The 16,554-nt window shown below is 35.8% G+C and carries 12 protein-coding genes and 1 other RNA gene; 8 read left to right on the top strand and 5 right to left on the bottom strand.

Features of this window, described 5'->3' with window-relative positions; genetic code table 11:
* The first annotated feature begins 11 nt into the window (after positions 1 to 11).
* From ACZGCQ_RS09620 to ACZGCQ_RS09600, 5 genes are all read left to right on the top strand, one after another.
* On the top strand, positions 12 to 752 hold the full coding sequence (locus ACZGCQ_RS09620; protein WP_023469200.1) for an alpha/beta hydrolase: 741 nt from the start codon (positions 12 to 14) through the stop codon (positions 750 to 752).
* 14 nt (positions 753 to 766) lie between these two features.
* Positions 767 to 3,121 carry a ribonuclease R gene (gene rnr / locus ACZGCQ_RS09615; protein WP_023469199.1) on the top strand — a complete coding sequence of 785 codons (2,355 nt, stop codon included), beginning with the start codon at positions 767 to 769 and terminating at the stop codon, positions 3,119 to 3,121.
* Positions 3,122 to 3,153: 32 nt separating this feature from the next.
* The gene (gene smpB / locus ACZGCQ_RS09610) at positions 3,154 to 3,624 is read left to right on the top strand and encodes an SsrA-binding protein SmpB (protein WP_023469198.1); all 471 of its coding nucleotides are present in this window, start codon (positions 3,154 to 3,156) and stop codon (positions 3,622 to 3,624) included.
* A gap of 58 nt (positions 3,625 to 3,682) precedes the next feature.
* Positions 3,683 to 4,041, top strand: a transfer-messenger RNA (tmRNA) gene (gene ssrA, locus ACZGCQ_RS09605).
* A 274-nt stretch (positions 4,042 to 4,315) separates the two neighbouring features.
* Entirely contained in the window at positions 4,316 to 5,179 is an 864-nt protein-coding gene (locus ACZGCQ_RS09600; RefSeq protein WP_481266114.1) for a hypothetical protein, read from the top strand.
* 62 nt (positions 5,180 to 5,241) lie between these two features.
* Here the strand turns inward: ACZGCQ_RS09600 and ACZGCQ_RS09595 are convergent, their stop codons facing one another.
* The 4 genes from ACZGCQ_RS09595 to ACZGCQ_RS09580 form a co-directional block, all read right to left on the bottom strand.
* The gene (locus ACZGCQ_RS09595; protein WP_481266113.1) at positions 5,242 to 6,408 is read right to left on the bottom strand and encodes a site-specific integrase; all 1,167 of its coding nucleotides are present in this window, start codon (positions 6,406 to 6,408) and stop codon (positions 5,242 to 5,244) included.
* 91 nt (positions 6,409 to 6,499) lie between these two features.
* Positions 6,500 to 6,748: a helix-turn-helix domain-containing protein gene (locus ACZGCQ_RS09590; protein ID WP_481266112.1), complete on the bottom strand. Its 249-nt coding sequence runs from the start codon at positions 6,746 to 6,748 to the stop codon at positions 6,500 to 6,502.
* A complete protein-coding gene (locus ACZGCQ_RS09585; protein ID WP_481266111.1) occupies positions 6,732 to 8,273 on the bottom strand; it encodes a DNA primase family protein in 1,542 nt (513 codons plus the stop codon). The genes ACZGCQ_RS09590 and ACZGCQ_RS09585 overlap by 17 nt, the downstream gene beginning before the upstream one ends.
* Entirely contained in the window at positions 8,260 to 8,805 is a 546-nt protein-coding gene (locus ACZGCQ_RS09580) for a hypothetical protein (RefSeq protein WP_481266110.1), read from the bottom strand. Before ACZGCQ_RS09580 ends, ACZGCQ_RS09585 begins: the two co-directional genes overlap by 14 nt.
* Positions 8,806 to 8,978: 173 nt before the next feature.
* Between ACZGCQ_RS09580 and ACZGCQ_RS09575 the strand changes: the two genes are divergently transcribed.
* Positions 8,979 to 10,157, top strand: coding sequence for a hypothetical protein (locus ACZGCQ_RS09575; RefSeq protein WP_481266109.1), 1,179 nt, complete (start codon positions 8,979 to 8,981; stop codon positions 10,155 to 10,157).
* 121 nt (positions 10,158 to 10,278) lie between these two features.
* On the opposite strand, the gene ACZGCQ_RS09570 is transcribed toward ACZGCQ_RS09575, so the two are convergent.
* Positions 10,279 to 10,737, bottom strand: coding sequence for a JAB domain-containing protein (locus tag ACZGCQ_RS09570; protein WP_481266108.1), 459 nt, complete (start codon positions 10,735 to 10,737; stop codon positions 10,279 to 10,281).
* A 203-nt stretch (positions 10,738 to 10,940) separates the two neighbouring features.
* Here ACZGCQ_RS09570 and ACZGCQ_RS09565 point away from each other — a divergent pair, with 203 nt between their 5' ends.
* Together ACZGCQ_RS09565 and ACZGCQ_RS09560 are read left to right on the top strand one after the other, a co-directional pair.
* A complete protein-coding gene (locus ACZGCQ_RS09565) occupies positions 10,941 to 15,647 on the top strand; it encodes a DEAD/DEAH box helicase (RefSeq protein WP_481266107.1) in 4,707 nt (1,568 codons plus the stop codon).
* A 238-nt stretch (positions 15,648 to 15,885) separates the two neighbouring features.
* Entirely contained in the window at positions 15,886 to 16,554 is a 669-nt protein-coding gene (locus tag ACZGCQ_RS09560; protein WP_481266106.1) for an SLATT domain-containing protein, read from the top strand.

The following is a 16,554-nucleotide window of genomic DNA, read 5'->3' as shown; positions in this document are numbered from 1 at the left end:
GGAATCATTTTATGAAAATCACTTTACCAAAACCATTCTTTTTCGAAGCCGGCCCACGTGCCGTTTTACTATTACACGGATTCACGGGATCGAGCGCGGATGTCCGCATCCTCGGTCGCTATTTGCAAAAGCAGGGCTATACGTCCCTCGCACCACAATATAAAGGGCACGCTGCCCCACCCGAAGAGCTGACGAAGACCGGGCCAGCCGACTGGTGGCAGGATGTCCTTGCCGGATATCAGGAACTCGTCGATAAAGGCTATGATGAAATCGCCGTTTGCGGACTGTCGCTCGGTGGTGTCATGTCGCTGAAGTTATCGATGAACCGTCCGGTCAAAGCGGTCATCCCGATGTGTGCACCCGCCTACATCAAAAGTGAAGAAGTCATGTATGCAGGAGTCACCGAGTACGCACGAGAATTCAAGAAACGAGAAGGCAAATCGCAAGAAGAGATCGACCACGAGATGGCGTCTTTCGAACCGATGCCGACCTTGAAGGACTTGCAGGAACTGCTGCGCGAGACACGCGATTCGCTTGAAGACGTCTACGCACCGACGCTCGTCGTCCAAGCGCGCAACGATCACATGATCAACACCGACTCTGCGAACATCATCCATGATGGAGTCAGTGCCTTCCAAAAAGAGCTGATCTGGTATGAGAACTCAGGTCACGTCATTACGCTCGACAAAGAAAAAGACCAGCTCCACTCTGACATCTTGGACTTCCTGGAGTCATTGAACTGGAGCAAGTAACTGGAGGTGTCACGTTGGAATTACGTGAACGAATACTAACGGTCATCACGACGGAAGAACGTCCGTTGTCGATTGATCAATTAACGAAAAAACTAGAACTAGCGGATACGGAAGCATTCAAGGAATTGATCCGGACGCTGAACGCGATGGAAGACGAAGCGTTGATTGCTCGGACACGCTCGAACAAGTACGGAACGCTCGCGCAAATCGGTCAAGTCGCAGGGAAGATTTCCGTCCACCAGCGCGGGTTCGGTTTCGTCTCACCGGAAGACGGCTCAGAAGGTGACATCTTCTTACCGGCACCGGAACTGAAGAACGTCTATAACGGCGACCGTGTCCTCGTCAAAGTGTTTGCCGAGTCAAACGGCGGCGACCGTCGTGAAGGGAAACTGCTCAAGATTCTCTCACGCGGACCAGCTGATTTCGTCGGGACGTTCGTCAGTCCAAAAGGACGGATCGAATCGATCGCTTATATCGAACCGGATGATACGAAGCTGACGTTCTTACCGGTCGTCGCGAACGACGATACACTCGGTGCCGTCGATGGCCATAAAGTCCTCGCCCGGATCACGAAGTATCCGGACGGTCGCTACGCCGGAACGGCAAAAGTCTTGAAAATCATCGGTCACAAAAATGATCCAGGCGTCGACATTTTGTCGATCGTCCATAAGCACGGCATCAACGTCGACTTCTCACCGGAAGCGATCGCGGAGGCGAATGCTGTACCGGATCAAATCGATGAGAAGGATTTAGTTGGACGCGTCGATCTGCGGAACGAATTGACGGTGACGATTGACGGAGCGGACGCAAAAGACCTCGATGATGCGGTTCACGTTAAGAAATTAGCGAACGGCAACTTCGAGCTTGGTGTCCACATCGCCGACGTTTCGCATTACGTCAAAGAAGATTCGGCACTCGACGAAGAAGCGCGTGAGCGCGGAACGAGTGTTTATCTCGTCGACCGTGTCATCCCGATGATTCCGCACCGTCTATCGAACGGGATCTGTTCGCTCAATCCGCACGTTGATCGTCTGACGCTCAGCTGTATCATGGAAATCGATGCGAACGGGGCTGTCGTCAACCACGAAATATTCCAGAGTGTCATCAAGACGACGGAACGGATGACGTATACGGACGTCCGGAAAATCATCGAACGCGAAGACGAAGAAGTGATTGCGAAGTACCAAGACCTCGTCGAGTACTTCGACAAGATGGCAGAACTCGCAGCAATCCTGCGCGAACGCCGCTCACGTCGTGGGGCGATCAACTTCGACTTCCCAGAAGCGAAGGTTCTCGTCAACGAAGAAGGCAAGACGAGCGAGATCATCCTCCGGGAACGGTCAGTCGCCGAGAAGCTGATCGAAGAGTTCATGCTCGCAGCGAACGAAACGGTCGCGGAGCACATCCAGCGTCAAAAACTGCCGTTCATGTACCGGATTCACGATGAGCCAAAAGCTGAACGTCTCGATACGTTCTTCAAGTTCATCGGTAACTTCGGCATCAACGTCGAACGTAAAGGTGAGTCAGTCGCACCGAAGACGTTGCAATCGATCCTGAATGCGGTCGAAGGGGAGCCGGAAGAAGCGGTCGTCAGTACGGTCATGCTCCGTTCGCTCCAACAAGCGAAATACGACATCGAACCGATCGGTCACTTCGGTCTGTCGACGGACTACTACACGCACTTTACGTCGCCGATCCGCCGGTACCCGGACTTGATGGTTCACCGTCTGCTACGTGAATATGTCATCTACAACGACAAGTCACAAAAGACGCAAGACCGTTATTCGGAGATCCTCCCGGAAATCGCTGATCACTCGTCGAAACGCGAGCGTCGCGCGGTTGATGCGGAGCGGGAAACGAACGCCTTGAAAAAGGCCGAGTATATGGAGCAACACATTGGCGAGACGTTCGAAGGTGTCGTCAGTGGTGTCACGAACTTCGGGATGTTCGTCGAATTGCCGAACACGATCGAGGGACTCGTCCACATCCAAGCGATGACGGATGACTTCTACCGTTACGATGAAGCGAACTATCAGCTGATCGGCGAGCGGACGAAGCAACAGTTCCGGATCGGTGATGTCGTTGAGATCAAGGTCACGAACGTCAACATCGATGAACGGACGATCGACTTCAGCGTCGTCGGGATGCCAGAACGACAACCGAAGAAACGGTTCGAGTCGAAGACGATCCGCTCAAGCGGTGGACGTCCGGGACAAAAACGCGACGACAAGAAGAAAGACGATCGTCGTGGCAAGAAACGGTCGGGTAAGAGCGACCAAAGTAAGGGAAAAGGATTCTCGTTAAAGAATAAGAAAGATAAACCGCCGTTCCATAAGGCGGTCTCGAATAAGAAACGGAAGCGCAAATAAGCGCTTCCGCATCGGAAATGTGGTGAACGAACATGCCAAAGGGAACAGATTCGAAAGTCTTAGCGAACAACAAACGGGCCTCGTTCGATTATGCGATCGAGGATACGATTGAAGCCGGTCTCGTCTTGACGGGAACGGAAATTAAGTCGGTCCGTAAAGGAAAGATCAGTATCGGGGACGCGTTCGTCCGGTTCGACGGGGGAGAAGCGATTCTTTGGAACTCGAATATCGCCCACTTCGAACAGGGGAACCGCTACAACCATGAGCAGCTCCGTCCGCGGAAGCTGTTGCTGCACAAGAAACAGATCGCGAACTTAATCGGGGCGGTCTCACGGGACGGTTATACGATCGTGCCGCTGAAGGTCTACATCAAGAACGGTTACGCGAAATGCTTGATCGGACTCGGACGCGGGAAGAAGAAATTCGATAAACGCGACGACTTGAAGAAGAAGGATGCGAAGCGTGATATCGAGCGGGCACTACGCGATAAGCAAAAGTATTGAACCCGTAACACTTTTCTGCTAGAATATTAGTATTCGGAAAGCCCCAATTTATTATCTTGGGGACGTTACGGATTCGACGGGGGTAGTTCGGTCTTCTGTGGCGTGTCGAGGGGTCGGCCTCGTTAAAACGCACCAGCCATAACTGGCAAAACTAACACACAACTCGCAGCAGCGTAATAGCAACTGCGGATCCTAGCAGCTGTCGCCTGGTCGGCTGATTTCTAGGGTCTCACTTTAAACAGGCTACGCTTGGACCCTTCCGTCTGGAGGGAAAGAGAAGAGATGGAATCAGACTGGTCGGACGGACGCCTGTCAATTGGCAGCCTGACGACGAGATCCCAATAAATTGACTACACACGTAGAAGCTTAAGTATACGATGCCTTCGGACGTGGGTTCGACTCCCACCGTCTCCATACCCTGAAATCAAACGATTTCAAAGAGTTTTAAATCCCTTGATATTCAAGGGATTTTTTAATTTAGTTATTCATATAAACTCAATGAGTTTCAAATAGACGTAGTCAAATCTGTATTCAAAAACTTAAGTAGTCTATTAAGTCTGATATATGAATTTATGCACTTAAATAAAAAGACACAGGAGTGTTTACTCCTCGTCTCTATGATCTGAAACTACGTATATGCACGTAGTTTTTTTATTGTAAAATTGAAGTAACTTACTCAAGGAGGTTAATTATGAGCATTGATGATGATTTAATACAAATAAGAAAAATGTTAGATGACTACAATGAATACTCTAAACCGCTAAGAGAAGCAATGGTTAAAACAACGGAGCAATTGAAAAGAGTATTTTCAGATCAAAGATTGAGAGAATACCAAAGAGTTAGCGAATCTTTTTCACGAAAATACAATGATGCAGTGCGTGTATTGGCGTCCATTGATTGGAAGGCAATTTACGAAGGGATGTCCCAGATTGAAAAAGATATCCTTGCGTTTTCAGATAAACTAAATAAAGAGAGAATCTATCTAAATTTTTATTATTTCGATTCAATTTCATTCGATAAAATCCACACACTCCTTGATCGAGATGTGGCTATAACATGGATGAATGATAATATTGAAAATGCTGTTAAAAATCTATCAGAAAAAGAATTTTTAGTACGACATAAGAAATTAATAGAGCAATCATATGAAGCACATAAAAATGGTGACTACGAATTAGCAATTCTAGGTATAATTCCACCGTTAGAATTCTTTATGGGAAACTGGATGATCAGCGACAAACACAATGGAGAGTTTGATTTAGAGAATCCATCAAGAAGTCAAATGAATAAGAAAGAGTTAGGTAAGATTTTAAAAGCACATCCTGATAGAGATAAAAAAAGCTTAACGATAAATCATTATTTTGAGATGAAAGCTATGGATGGAGTAATAGAGTTCTATAATGGTTCTCAAGAAAATAGAGTCTCTCGTAATTCTATAGTCCACGGCAGCCATGATTATAGTAAGTTGGAAAGTTTCGATTATGTAAAATTGATATACCTCTTCAATTCATTGCTTTCTTTATATGGAGTAGATCTTAAAAGAAATGAAAAGTAAAAGCCCTCACAATGAAGCTTTTCTACAATCTGAGACGAGAAGTGTATTCACTCCTCGTCTTTTTAGTTATCGTCAGTAAGATATTGTTCGAATTTCTCGATTGCTCCTGTTCTAGCTTGTTCACTGACATGAGCATATATATCCATAGTAGTTTTTACATCTGAATGTCCAAGTCGATCTTGTACTTCTTTAATACTAGCTCCCGCTTCGAATAATAGAGAGCAGTGTGTATGACGTAGTCCATGCGTCGTCACTTTCTTTAATCTGTATTTTTCTTGAACAAATAAAATCCACTGTCTAGTTTTAGTTGGTTGAAGATGTTCATTTTTTGAATTACTGAAGATCAGTTGATGTAATTGGTTAGTATCGAAGCCCAAAGATAAAAACTTGAGTCGCTGCTTTTCTTTCCAATTAATCAAGATATCTAATGTTTTACTATCAATGGTAATCGTTCGTGAAGTATCTGTTTTAGTCGATTTTACATACAACTGATTATTTTTGCCTCGTGTTATGGCTTTATTAATAGAAATTTTTTGTTGATCAAAAGAGATGTCCTTCCAAGTAAGTGCTAAAGCTTCTCCTTTACGCATACCTGTATAGGAAAGTAATCGAAACAAAGTATAAGATTGATAATTACTTTCTCTTTCCAAGCAAGATAAAAATTCAATTAATTCGTCTTTTGTATAAAAGTTTTCAATTTTTTCTTGAACACCTTGAACACGTTTTTTAGGAATTTCTACAAATGAAAAAGGATTTGATTTCGCATATTCTCTTTTGATAGCAAATTCTAAGACCTTGGCAGCATATGCTTTGACCATTTTAAAGTTTTTCAGACGGTCACTCCAAGTGTTAACTGCTTTTTGGCAAAGCTCTACATTTAATTTATCGATTTTATACTCTCCAAGTTCAGGTAAAATATGATTTTTAAAGATACGACTAGTCTTAAGAAAAGTACTTTCTTCAACGGTTTTTTCATACTGAACTATCCAAAGCATGTAAATATCTTGATAGGTCTCAACTATTGTTTTGTTGAAGGTACCATTATGAATTTCAAGTTTAAGACGTGCTAATTCTAGCTTAGCAGCTTTAAGAGTTTTGAATCCTCTTCTAGTTGTTCTTTTTTGTTTACCTGTTAAAGAATCAACTCCTACATAAAGTTGAAACTGATATCTTGTTTGCCCATTTTTAAGTCTATAGCCTTCTATATTAGAACCTGACCTGTTCGACAAGTTATTCCCTCCTTGTAATAAGTGATAGATAAGAGAATTCTCTTGTAGCTATAATATATATTTCAACTACAAGAGAATTCTATTTGATCACTTAAGAACTATGCTTTTCCAAGAAGGAATCGATTTCTTTTTTAGATACACGTTTGATACCATCTATTTCACAAATTTTTAATCCCATTAGTCTAAACTTGCTGAAAGTGTTATAAGAAACACCAACATATTTCGAAGCTTCAGAAATGCTCATCCAGTCTTTAAAATCAATTTTCTTTTTGATCATGTCTTTCAATATGCTCTCAAAATTGTAATCTAGCGTTGTTTCATATTCAGGATGTAAATTCATTATCGATTCCCCCATGTTGTTTTAATCCAATGCCAATATAACCATATTTGTTTTCGGTGTTCTTACGGAACCTCTTATGACTTAAACTAATATCCATTTTTAAGTATGCATGTAGTTCTTTTAATGCGACTGGAGTTAGTCCTTTATCGTTACAGTACTCATGATAGTATGATTCCAATTCGTATCGAAAAACTTTAGCAGACGAATCATAAAAACACCAATCATTAAGGAAATTTTCAATGGAATTATTTTGCACGGCATAGTTTTTAGATAGCTCTTCAATTAGTTCACAAGAAGTAAACTCATAGTTGTTATCTATCCATCTTTGTAATCCATAGATAGCCCATCGAACAATATAACTTGATTCATCTTTTAGTTTTTCGAATAAAAAGATATCTTGATTCTCTTTTTCTACAGGATGCATGAATGGAAAAATTAATAATCGATTACTAAATGCATTGGCTTTATCTAGTCCGTTGATTATAGGTAGATGATTTCCAGCAAAGACCAATGCAGCTGAGTTTTTAAAACTGACAGGTTTTTCGTATATGGGTTTTGCCAATAGACTGTCTCCACCAGAAAGTTTTTTGAATACATCTAATCGATTGAACTTGAATTCTCCTAATTCACCACATGTATTTAACTTTTTTCCTATTAATTCCGCTAAAAAAACTGGAGTATTGAGTTGATCGAAACTAAGGTTTGTAAATGAATTTTCACCAATCAAATATTCTAATAACCGTAGTACAATTGATTTACCTGTATCTTTAGCACCGACTAAAAAGGGGATACATTTGATATTTCGAATATTTGAAAGGACGTAACCAAACAGTTCTTGAATACGATCATAAAGTTGCGTGTCATCATGCGTAATATCAGACATGAAGTGTTCAAAGTGTTCACCAGATACATAGAAAAGATTATTTTCTGGATAATCAGTTTGAATGACATTGAGAGAATAAAAACGTGGATTGTGTTCTAGTAATTGATCTTCAGTAATATCGTAGACTCCATTTTGAAAAGCAATATATCTCTGTGAATTAATGATTGAGTCTTTATCTATATTTTTGCTGACTTTCATCCATTGAATGATCTCACTTATACTCCGTTGATTAATTTTCTTTTTGTACAAATCAGGAGTACGTGAACGAATGAACTGATCGATTTTTTCACCAATTAATGGGGTATAATGATTGTGAAAATCAGACCAATAGTATAGAACCCCATCTAGTTCAACAACTATATTTTGTTCTATTAATAATTCAGCTAAATCATTATCGCTTAGACTTTTTAATGATTCTTTTGTTCTTTTATCGTGTTTTTTTTCATTACTATCCATTTTGGAAATAAATAGATTGTTGGAATCAAAATCACATGTGTAAAATGAGTGATCAGATTCTACTCTTTTTTGAAATGATTCGTTTTTATTGAGATTTTTTGATGTATTTGAATGATTAAAGGATACGTCTTCTGAGTCGAAATCAGGACTTGAAAAACTCTCTAAGAAAGGATTAATTTCCTTCATAGCTATTTTCCTTAGAGAGGCTTTCTTCAGATGGGAAAAGCAATAATTCTATTTCAGTTTGTTTATTATGAGGTAATACATTTAAAAATGAATGTTTGAAAAACTGTGTACTAGATAGCTTGTGTTGATTAAAAATTTTCATACCAATCTTCGATTCCATTGTATTAAAAATATAAAAGAAGAAACTATATTGTTCAAACTCACAGAAAATCACAAGTATGTCATCTAGATTCTCTCCCAGCTGTTCTCTATTTTGATTATTTTCAAAATAGATATTAGGATAATTCTCATCTTCTAAATCTAAGAGAATATTTATCGATTCGTCTTCGTTAATGGAATTACTATTGATAAAACCTGTTAATGATTCTATACCTGCATTTCTTTTATATACTAATAATGTTTCTAAAGATGTATCTTCATGCAACCCTGACATAACTGCTTTATTAGAATCGGCTACTATTAAGAATACATTTTTTCCTTTCTTTCTTTTCTTTTCAAACTTTTTGACGATTTTAGTGAATGAATTTTCCATTTTTTAAATCCCTCTCTTTTGATTGGTATATTTAAAGCTATCTTTATTGTAAGAAGGATAATTTAATTATTATTTGTGATTATTCCGCTAATTTTATTTTCAAAAACCGACTGAAGTATCTTGTAAATGATATTTTGTTATGATATGCAAGAAGAAAAGAGAAGGAGATTATTATGGACTCATTTGATAGATATAGTAAGCAAAATTTAAAATTACAAAAAAAAATCAATAGATTAGATAAAGATCTAAAAAAGTCTATAGATATTTTTTTTGAGTTTCTTTTGAACGAAGATGTCTTAACTACATGGAGCTTTCAAGATAAAGAATTAATATGTAATATCAATGAGGACTTAAAAACATACTTTGAAAATTTCTCAGCCTTTTTATACAAAGAAGATGGGTTGCCTGAATATCTTATAGATTTATTTATTAGTGATATAAAATTGTCTGTTTTAAAAGATGAAGCAATATTGATAAGTAAAAAAGTTAGTAAAAAAGAAAATAATGAAAAATTTAGGTTGTTGTTCGATACATTAAGTAATAAAAATTTTTTTTCGGAAAATGTAGAAAACTTAGAAACAAAGCTGTATTTAAAATCTCTTAAGCCTTTTGTTGAATTAACATTTCGTTACTCTAAAAAAAGATCTGCTACTTTGTTAGAAAGATTTAACGGTTTTAAATTAATCAATGCAGAAATCTCTAAGAAGGCTGAAAACGAAATTTATGGGAATACAATTAATATGTTAAAGGAATTTATTTTTTCGTTTGAAAGTCATATAGATAGTGCCTTATGTATAGTATTTTTTGATGAAAATACGGAGTTTCTCAACATTCATCATTTAGCTAGAAAAAAATATGAAAAAGAACATTTTTACAACGCTAAAGATTACGAACTTTACTTAGAAATATTAACTAAAGTACAATCTCCGTTGATGAAAAGAATATTGATGGATTACTATATAAATTTAAAAGAAGATAGGTTAGTAGACTTTTTAAGAAAAAGTGTAGAAGCTTATGATTCTTTATTTGAAAAATGTAAGCAAGAATTAAAGTGTTTTTTAAAGAAAAGTTTAGAGGACGACTCAAGTAGAGAAACCATTTATACCAAAGTAAAGCGATATGAAATCATTTATGATCTACTTGGAAAAGATCTGAACTACTTAGATTTTGTGAAAGATTTAAAAGATGAATTGGAAGGTTTAATAGAGGTATTAATTCCTGAACCTGTTGCAGATGAATTCATATCTAAAGAATGGTTTATTCAAAATGTATTAAAAAGAACTGTTACTTATGATATTGAAAAATTCGGTGAAGCATATATGATGATTTACAATAAAAAAAAGCAAAAGTAATATTAATGAGTACTTTTGCTTTAAATCATATGCTTATTTACTTATTTTCTTTTTTAATAATTTCATTGATAACAGTAATAACGATTTTTACAATAATTTTTCCAGACATATCTCCACTCCTTCAGACTAGTAATCCTTCTTCTTTCAATGAAGAGTATCCTTTTGAGGATATAACAAGATGATCTAGTAATGATATTCCTAAGATATGACCTGCTGTTTCTAAACGTTTCGTAACTTCAATATCTTCAGTACTGGGTTGAGTTATCTCAGAAGGATGATTATGAGCTACTATAATGGATGCTGAATTACTTAAGATTGCTGATTTTAAAATTTCACGTGGATGAACGATACTGGAATTTAAACTTCCAATGTGAACTGTCTGGATACAAGTCGGTTGGTTTTTAACATCTAAACAAAGAACAACAAAATGTTCACGATCAACGTCTCCTAAGAAGTCGAAAATTAACTCATAAGCATCTTGTGAGGAGCGGATTTGATGTTCTTTATACATAATACTTCTCTCACGAACTAGCTTTACTTGAACAACATTAATCCGTTTAGATACAGGTGCTTTGCTCATTTTATACACTCCTATTAGATTGAATTTGAATATCAGATATTCATGACTATAATATGTATCTGAAAAAATGAATAATACTCCTGGATTCGACCTAAAACATAAAGAAATGCAAACTGTAATTTTTTCATCACAGTTTGCATTTCTTTATGTTTTTTTAAAGTCTATAATTGATATTTAAGGATACGAAAGTAGGATGATTATTTATGGGTATTGAATTAGAAAGTTCAAAAAGTTTTATTTCTTTAGTCAGAGAAATAGATGAAGCATATAGAACAGATAAACAAAGAGATCGTGGAACAAGATTTGAATTGTTAGCACGCGCATACTTTGAGGCAGAACCAATGTACCAAAGGTTATTTGATAATGTATGGATGCTTCATGAAGTTCCTGAAGAATATCAAGTACCAAAAAAAGATTTAGGGGTTGACTTAGTAGCAAGAGAAAGAGATACAGGAAAGCTTGTAGCAATTCAAGCAAAGTACTATTCGGAAGATACAAAAATTCAAAAAAAACATATTGATTCCTTCTTAAATGAAGTTGGTAAAAAATTCTATGATAAAGGAATTATTATCACAACAACAGATACCTGGGGATCAAATGCTGAAGCTGCGTTATTAGAAAGAGATAAAGAAATTACCCGTATTTCACTTACTCAATTAAAGGACAGTAGAGTAGATTGGTCAGGGTTCACATTTACTTCTCCCGAAAACGTTGAGTTACAACCTAAAAAAACACCACTTAAGCATCAAATTCCTGCTATTGAAGCGGTCATTCAAGGCTTGGAAACAGCTGATCGTGGAAAACTAATTATGGCTCCAGGGACTGGTAAAACCTATACATCGATGGCAATTGCAGAAGAAATGGCTCAAAAGAAAAATGGTGTATTTCGAGTACTGTATCTAGTACCAAGTATCCAACTTCTGTCCCAAACTCTACGCAGTTGGACTGCTGATACAACTTATCAAATGGATGCTATTGCTGTATGTTCAGATAAGAAGGTTACTAAAAAAGAAACTAAAAATGAGCTTGAAGACATAATAGTAGCTGATCTTGGTTTTCCAGCTACAACTAACAAAGAGAAACTATTAGAATATCATGAAACGATTAATGCAAATTCTACAGGGAATTTCTTGACTGTTTTTTCAACTTATCAATCAATTGACGTAATAATAGCTGCGCAAAAAGAGGGGTTTTACGAGTTTGATTTAGTTATTTGTGACGAGGCTCATCGTACAACAGGGGCTACAGAATTAGGGAAAGAAGATAGTAGCTTTACAAAAATTCATTATGAAGACAATATCAAAACTTCAAAGCGTCTATATCAAACGGCTACTCCGCGCGTGTACGGTGATGCTGCTAAGAAAAAAGCAGACGAATTATCTGTAGTAATTGCTGATATGGATAATAAAGAACTCTACGGGGAAGAACTCTACCGTATTGGTTTTGGTGATGCCATTCGTCAAGGAATACTAACAGACTATAAAGTTATGGTATTAGCAGTCGATGAAGAAATGATTGCTCGTCGCTTCCAGCAAATGTTATCAAATAAAGATTCAGAATTAGAGTTTGATGATGTTACTAAAATTATAGGGTGTTGGAATGGTTTGGTACGTAGAAGTAGTAATTCAGATATCGCATTGGGAGCTCCAATGAAGCGGGCGATTGCATTTACTGGGACTATTCGAGAATCTAAATTGATTACAGACATGTTTACACACGTAGTCGATCAGTATTTATATCAAGATCTTGAAGAACAAGATCCTCAATACAAAATTGAAATTGATCATGCAGATGGATCTATGAATGCTCTAGAAAAAAACAAGAAAATTTCTTGGTTAAAAGATGAAGTACCAGATGACACATGCCGTATTCTTTCAAATGCTCGTTTCTTAACTGAAGGAGTCGACATTCCTGATTTAGATTCAATTATGTTTTTAAAACCGCGAAAGTCTAAAATTGATATTGCTCAGGCTGTAGGACGCGTAATGCGTAAAGCTCCAGGTAAAGATTACGGATATGTCATTTTACCTATTGGTGTGCCAGCAGGATCAGATGAACACAGCGTTCTAGACAACAATGAAAAGTACCGCGTGGTGTGGGAGGTACTTAATGCATTACGTTCCCTAGATGAACGTTTTGATGCAACAATTAATAAGCTTGAATTAAATCAAAAAAAACCAGATCAAATCCAAATTATCGGAGTAAAAGATGCTCCTAAAGGTGGAGAACTAGTACAACGCAATGAACAGTTGTCTATGTTATTGACCGAAGAAGACATGTCAGACTTAGAACGCGCTATTTATGGAAAGATTGTACGCAAAGTTGGAAATGTCCGCTATTGGGAAGATTGGTCTAAAGATGTGGCGGAAATTGCACAGCAACACATGTTGAGAATACGGGTAATGTTAGAGGATAAAGATAGCAAAGTATATAAAGAATTTACGAGATTTGTGAAAAGTTTACGATATAACGTCAATGATTCTATTAGTGAAATTCAAGCGATTGAAATGTTAGCTCAACACTTAATTACAAAGCCAGTATTTGAAGCACTCTTTGATTCGTACAGCTTTGTTAATAATAATCCTGTATCGAAATCAATAGAAAAGATTTTGATGATTCTTGATGATCATGGACTTACTAGAGAACAAGATAAATTAGAAAAATTTTATGAAAGTGTAAGAATGCGCGCACAGGGTATTGATAATTTAAAAGCAAAACAAGATATTATTATTCAACTGTACGATAGATTTTTCAAGGTAGGATTTAAGGAAACTACAGAACGTTTAGGAATTGTCTTTACACCTGTAGAAATAGTAGATTTCATTATTCGATCTGTGAATGAACTCTTAAAAAAACATTTTGATAAGTCTTTAGGAAGTAAGGGTGTCCATGTACTTGATCCATTTACAGGGACAGGAACATTTATAACACGTCTACTCCAAAGCAATTTAATACCTAAGGAAGACTTATTAAGAAAGTATACTCAAGAAATTCATGCAAATGAAATAGTCCTTCTTAGTTATTATATCGCAGCTATTAACATCGAAGAAACATTCCATAGCATGAATGAAGAAGATGAGTATGTTCCTTACGAAGGAATAGTATTAACAGATACCTTTGAAAGTACAGAGAATAAAGGTTCTATGGTAGACGAATTATTCAATGAGAATAATGAGAGATTGAAACGTCAACAAAATGAACCAATATTCGCTATTATAGGAAATCCACCATATTCAGTAGGACAAACCAGTGAAAATGATAATAACCAGAATCAAAAATATCCAAAATTAGATGACTCTATTAGAAACACATATGCTAAGCATACACAAGCTACTAATAAAAATTCATTGTATGACTCATATATAAAAGCATATAGATGGGCTAGTGATCGTTTAATGGATAGTGGTGTTGGAGTTATAGGTTTTGTTACAAATAGTGGTTTTATTGATAGTAGAAGTATGGATGGATTAAGAAAGTGTTGGTTTAATGAATTCAACTATATTTATGTTTTCAATTTGAGAGGCGACCAAAGAACACAAGGTGAACTTTCTAGAAAAGAAGGTGGAAAAATATTTGGTTCAGGTAGTCGTGCTGGAATAGCTATAACTTTGTTAGTAAATGATGGAAGTAATGAACACAAAGTTTTTTATAACGATATAGGCGATTACTTAACTAGAGAAAAGAAACTAGAAACTATACAAAATTTAAATTCTATAGAAAACGTAAATTGGTTAGAGATTGAACCAGATAAGAACAATGATTGGATTAATCAGCGAGATGTATCGTATGAAAAATTCATTCCATTAGATGGTACTGGTGAAAAAGGCTTTATAAAGAAAACTTCAGGTGTCAAAACACAAAGAGACTCATGGGCATATAATTTTTCTAAAGAAAGATTGCAATTAATAACAAAAACATTTATTTATAATTTTAACTCTGAAGTAGATAGACTAAACCATCTATCTAGTGATGAGGTAATAAATCATATTAAAAATGAAGATAGTTTTTTAAAGTGGAGTAGAGAACTAAAAACATTCTTTAAAAAGAAAAACAAACTCGATTATCAACCTGAAGAATTTGTAGAAACAATGTACAGACCATTTGTGAAAAAGAATTTGTACTACGCAAAAGATTACGTCGATTACAGAAGACATTATTATAATGATTTAACAAGAAAAGATGATATTTTATTATGTTTACACGGAGCCGGTTCTAAAAAAGAGTTTTCAGCATTAGTTACACGCTATATTCCAGATCTAGGTATGATGGATGGTGGAACTCAAGTTTTCATTAAAAATATTAAGCAAGATGAAACTGAATTATTTGAGAATACTTCATACAATAATATTACTGACAGTTTCAGTGAGGCTTTAAGTTTAAACAAAGATGATTCTTTTTATTATATTTATGCTGTACTACATTCTCCTGAATACAAAGAACGTTTTTCTAACGATTTAAAAAAATCATTACCTAGAATACCAATTTTGAAGCATAAAGAAAAATTTGTAGATATAGGGAAAAAACTCGTTCATTTACATTTAAATTATGAGAATCTAGAGGAGTATCAAGGAGTTGAGTTAGTCTTTAATTCATCTAACCCGTCTTTCGAAGTTGAAAAATTAAGGTACAATAAAAAATCTTTGGAAGAGATAGTTTATAATAAAAATATTATTGTGAAAAACATCCCTTTGGAAGCTTACGAATACAAAGTAAATGGGAGAGCTCCAATAGAATGGTTAATGGATCAGTACCAAGTTAAAGTAGATAAAAAGACAGGCATCAAAGATGATCCGAATGAATTTTCTGACAACCCTGAATATATTTTATCTCTTTTACTCAAGCTAATTAATCTGTCACTCACAACAATTGAATTAACCAATCAGCTGCCTAGTTTAGATTTAAAGAAGTAATTTTATTGAAACGTATTCAAAAACAAAGTCAAAAGTCAAAAAAAAACTTAAAGTGTTTAAATACGAACGATTCAAGATACGATAGTTCGACTCCCACCGTCTCCATACCCTGAAATCATAAAGATTTCAAAATGAAAGTGCCACATTCTAACCAGGAATTGTGGCACTTTTTATATGAAGTTAATACTAAGATTTATTATTTTATGTTTGAGTCAACTTTTATTTGGGAGGAATATGTATGGTTAATCGGAAAGATTATAATCAAATTGATTTAAAATCTGAAGTAAATAAAAAAATCAATTCCTTAGACATTACTAGAAATAACCGAATTAACATGGCTACTAGATATACAAATTATTCAGAAAAATGGAAATTTGTGTTTTTGTGTCTGAATATTGAGGCTATATTTTTTATTGTTTTATCTTTAACGAATAACAGTGGAATATTTGAAAAAACTCATTTCACAATTTATTCAAGTGCATTTTCAATATATGTTATATTATTACAATACCATATCAATGAACTTAATTATAGCGGAAGAGCTTTGAAAGCCGATTACCATCAATTAGAGTTAGAAGACCAAATACTTAAGCTAAAAAACATAATGCTTAGTTTAAATAATAAAGATACGAATTTAGAATTACTTCATGAAAAGTACAATTTTATTATGAATAATTATCAAACTACATTAAAAAATAATGAAAACCATTCTGCAATTGATAGAAAAAGAAATGAATTTTTGATAATAAAAGATGAAATAATAAATAATAAAAGTATTGGTTTTACTAAAAAACAATTTTTGAAAATATATTATAATTGTGATTTTTCTATTCATAAAATCACAATTTATATAAATTACTTTGTTATTTTATTGGTACTAATAATTTTAATTGGTGGTGTGCTATAG

Source organism: Exiguobacterium sp. HSB13 (genome assembly GCF_056764755.1).
The sequence above is the reverse complement of the archived record's forward strand: the minus strand, read 5'-3'. Positions and strand labels throughout refer to the sequence as shown.

Excerpts from the sequence above, each read along its gene's own strand:
- ACZGCQ_RS09565 (WP_481266107.1), top strand. The coding sequence starts at position 10,941 with ATGGGTATTGAATTAGAAAGTTCAAAAAGTTTTATTTCTTTAGTCAGA.
- ACZGCQ_RS09575 (WP_481266109.1), top strand. The coding sequence starts at position 8,979 with ATGGACTCATTTGATAGATATAGTAAGCAAAATTTAAAATTACAAAAA.
- ACZGCQ_RS09560 (WP_481266106.1), top strand. The coding sequence starts at position 15,886 with ATGGTTAATCGGAAAGATTATAATCAAATTGATTTAAAATCTGAAGTA.
- ACZGCQ_RS09580 (WP_481266110.1), bottom strand. The coding sequence starts at position 8,805 with ATGGAAAATTCATTCACTAAAATCGTCAAAAAGTTTGAAAAGAAAAGA.
- ACZGCQ_RS09585 (WP_481266111.1), bottom strand. The coding sequence starts at position 8,273 with ATGAAGGAAATTAATCCTTTCTTAGAGAGTTTTTCAAGTCCTGATTTC.
- smpB (WP_023469198.1), top strand. The coding sequence starts at position 3,154 with ATGCCAAAGGGAACAGATTCGAAAGTCTTAGCGAACAACAAACGGGCC.
- ACZGCQ_RS09620 (WP_023469200.1), top strand. The coding sequence starts at position 12 with ATGAAAATCACTTTACCAAAACCATTCTTTTTCGAAGCCGGCCCACGT.
- ACZGCQ_RS09570 (WP_481266108.1), bottom strand. The coding sequence starts at position 10,737 with ATGAGCAAAGCACCTGTATCTAAACGGATTAATGTTGTTCAAGTAAAG.
- ACZGCQ_RS09600 (WP_481266114.1), top strand. The coding sequence starts at position 4,316 with ATGAGCATTGATGATGATTTAATACAAATAAGAAAAATGTTAGATGAC.
- ACZGCQ_RS09590 (WP_481266112.1), bottom strand. The coding sequence starts at position 6,748 with ATGAATTTACATCCTGAATATGAAACAACGCTAGATTACAATTTTGAG.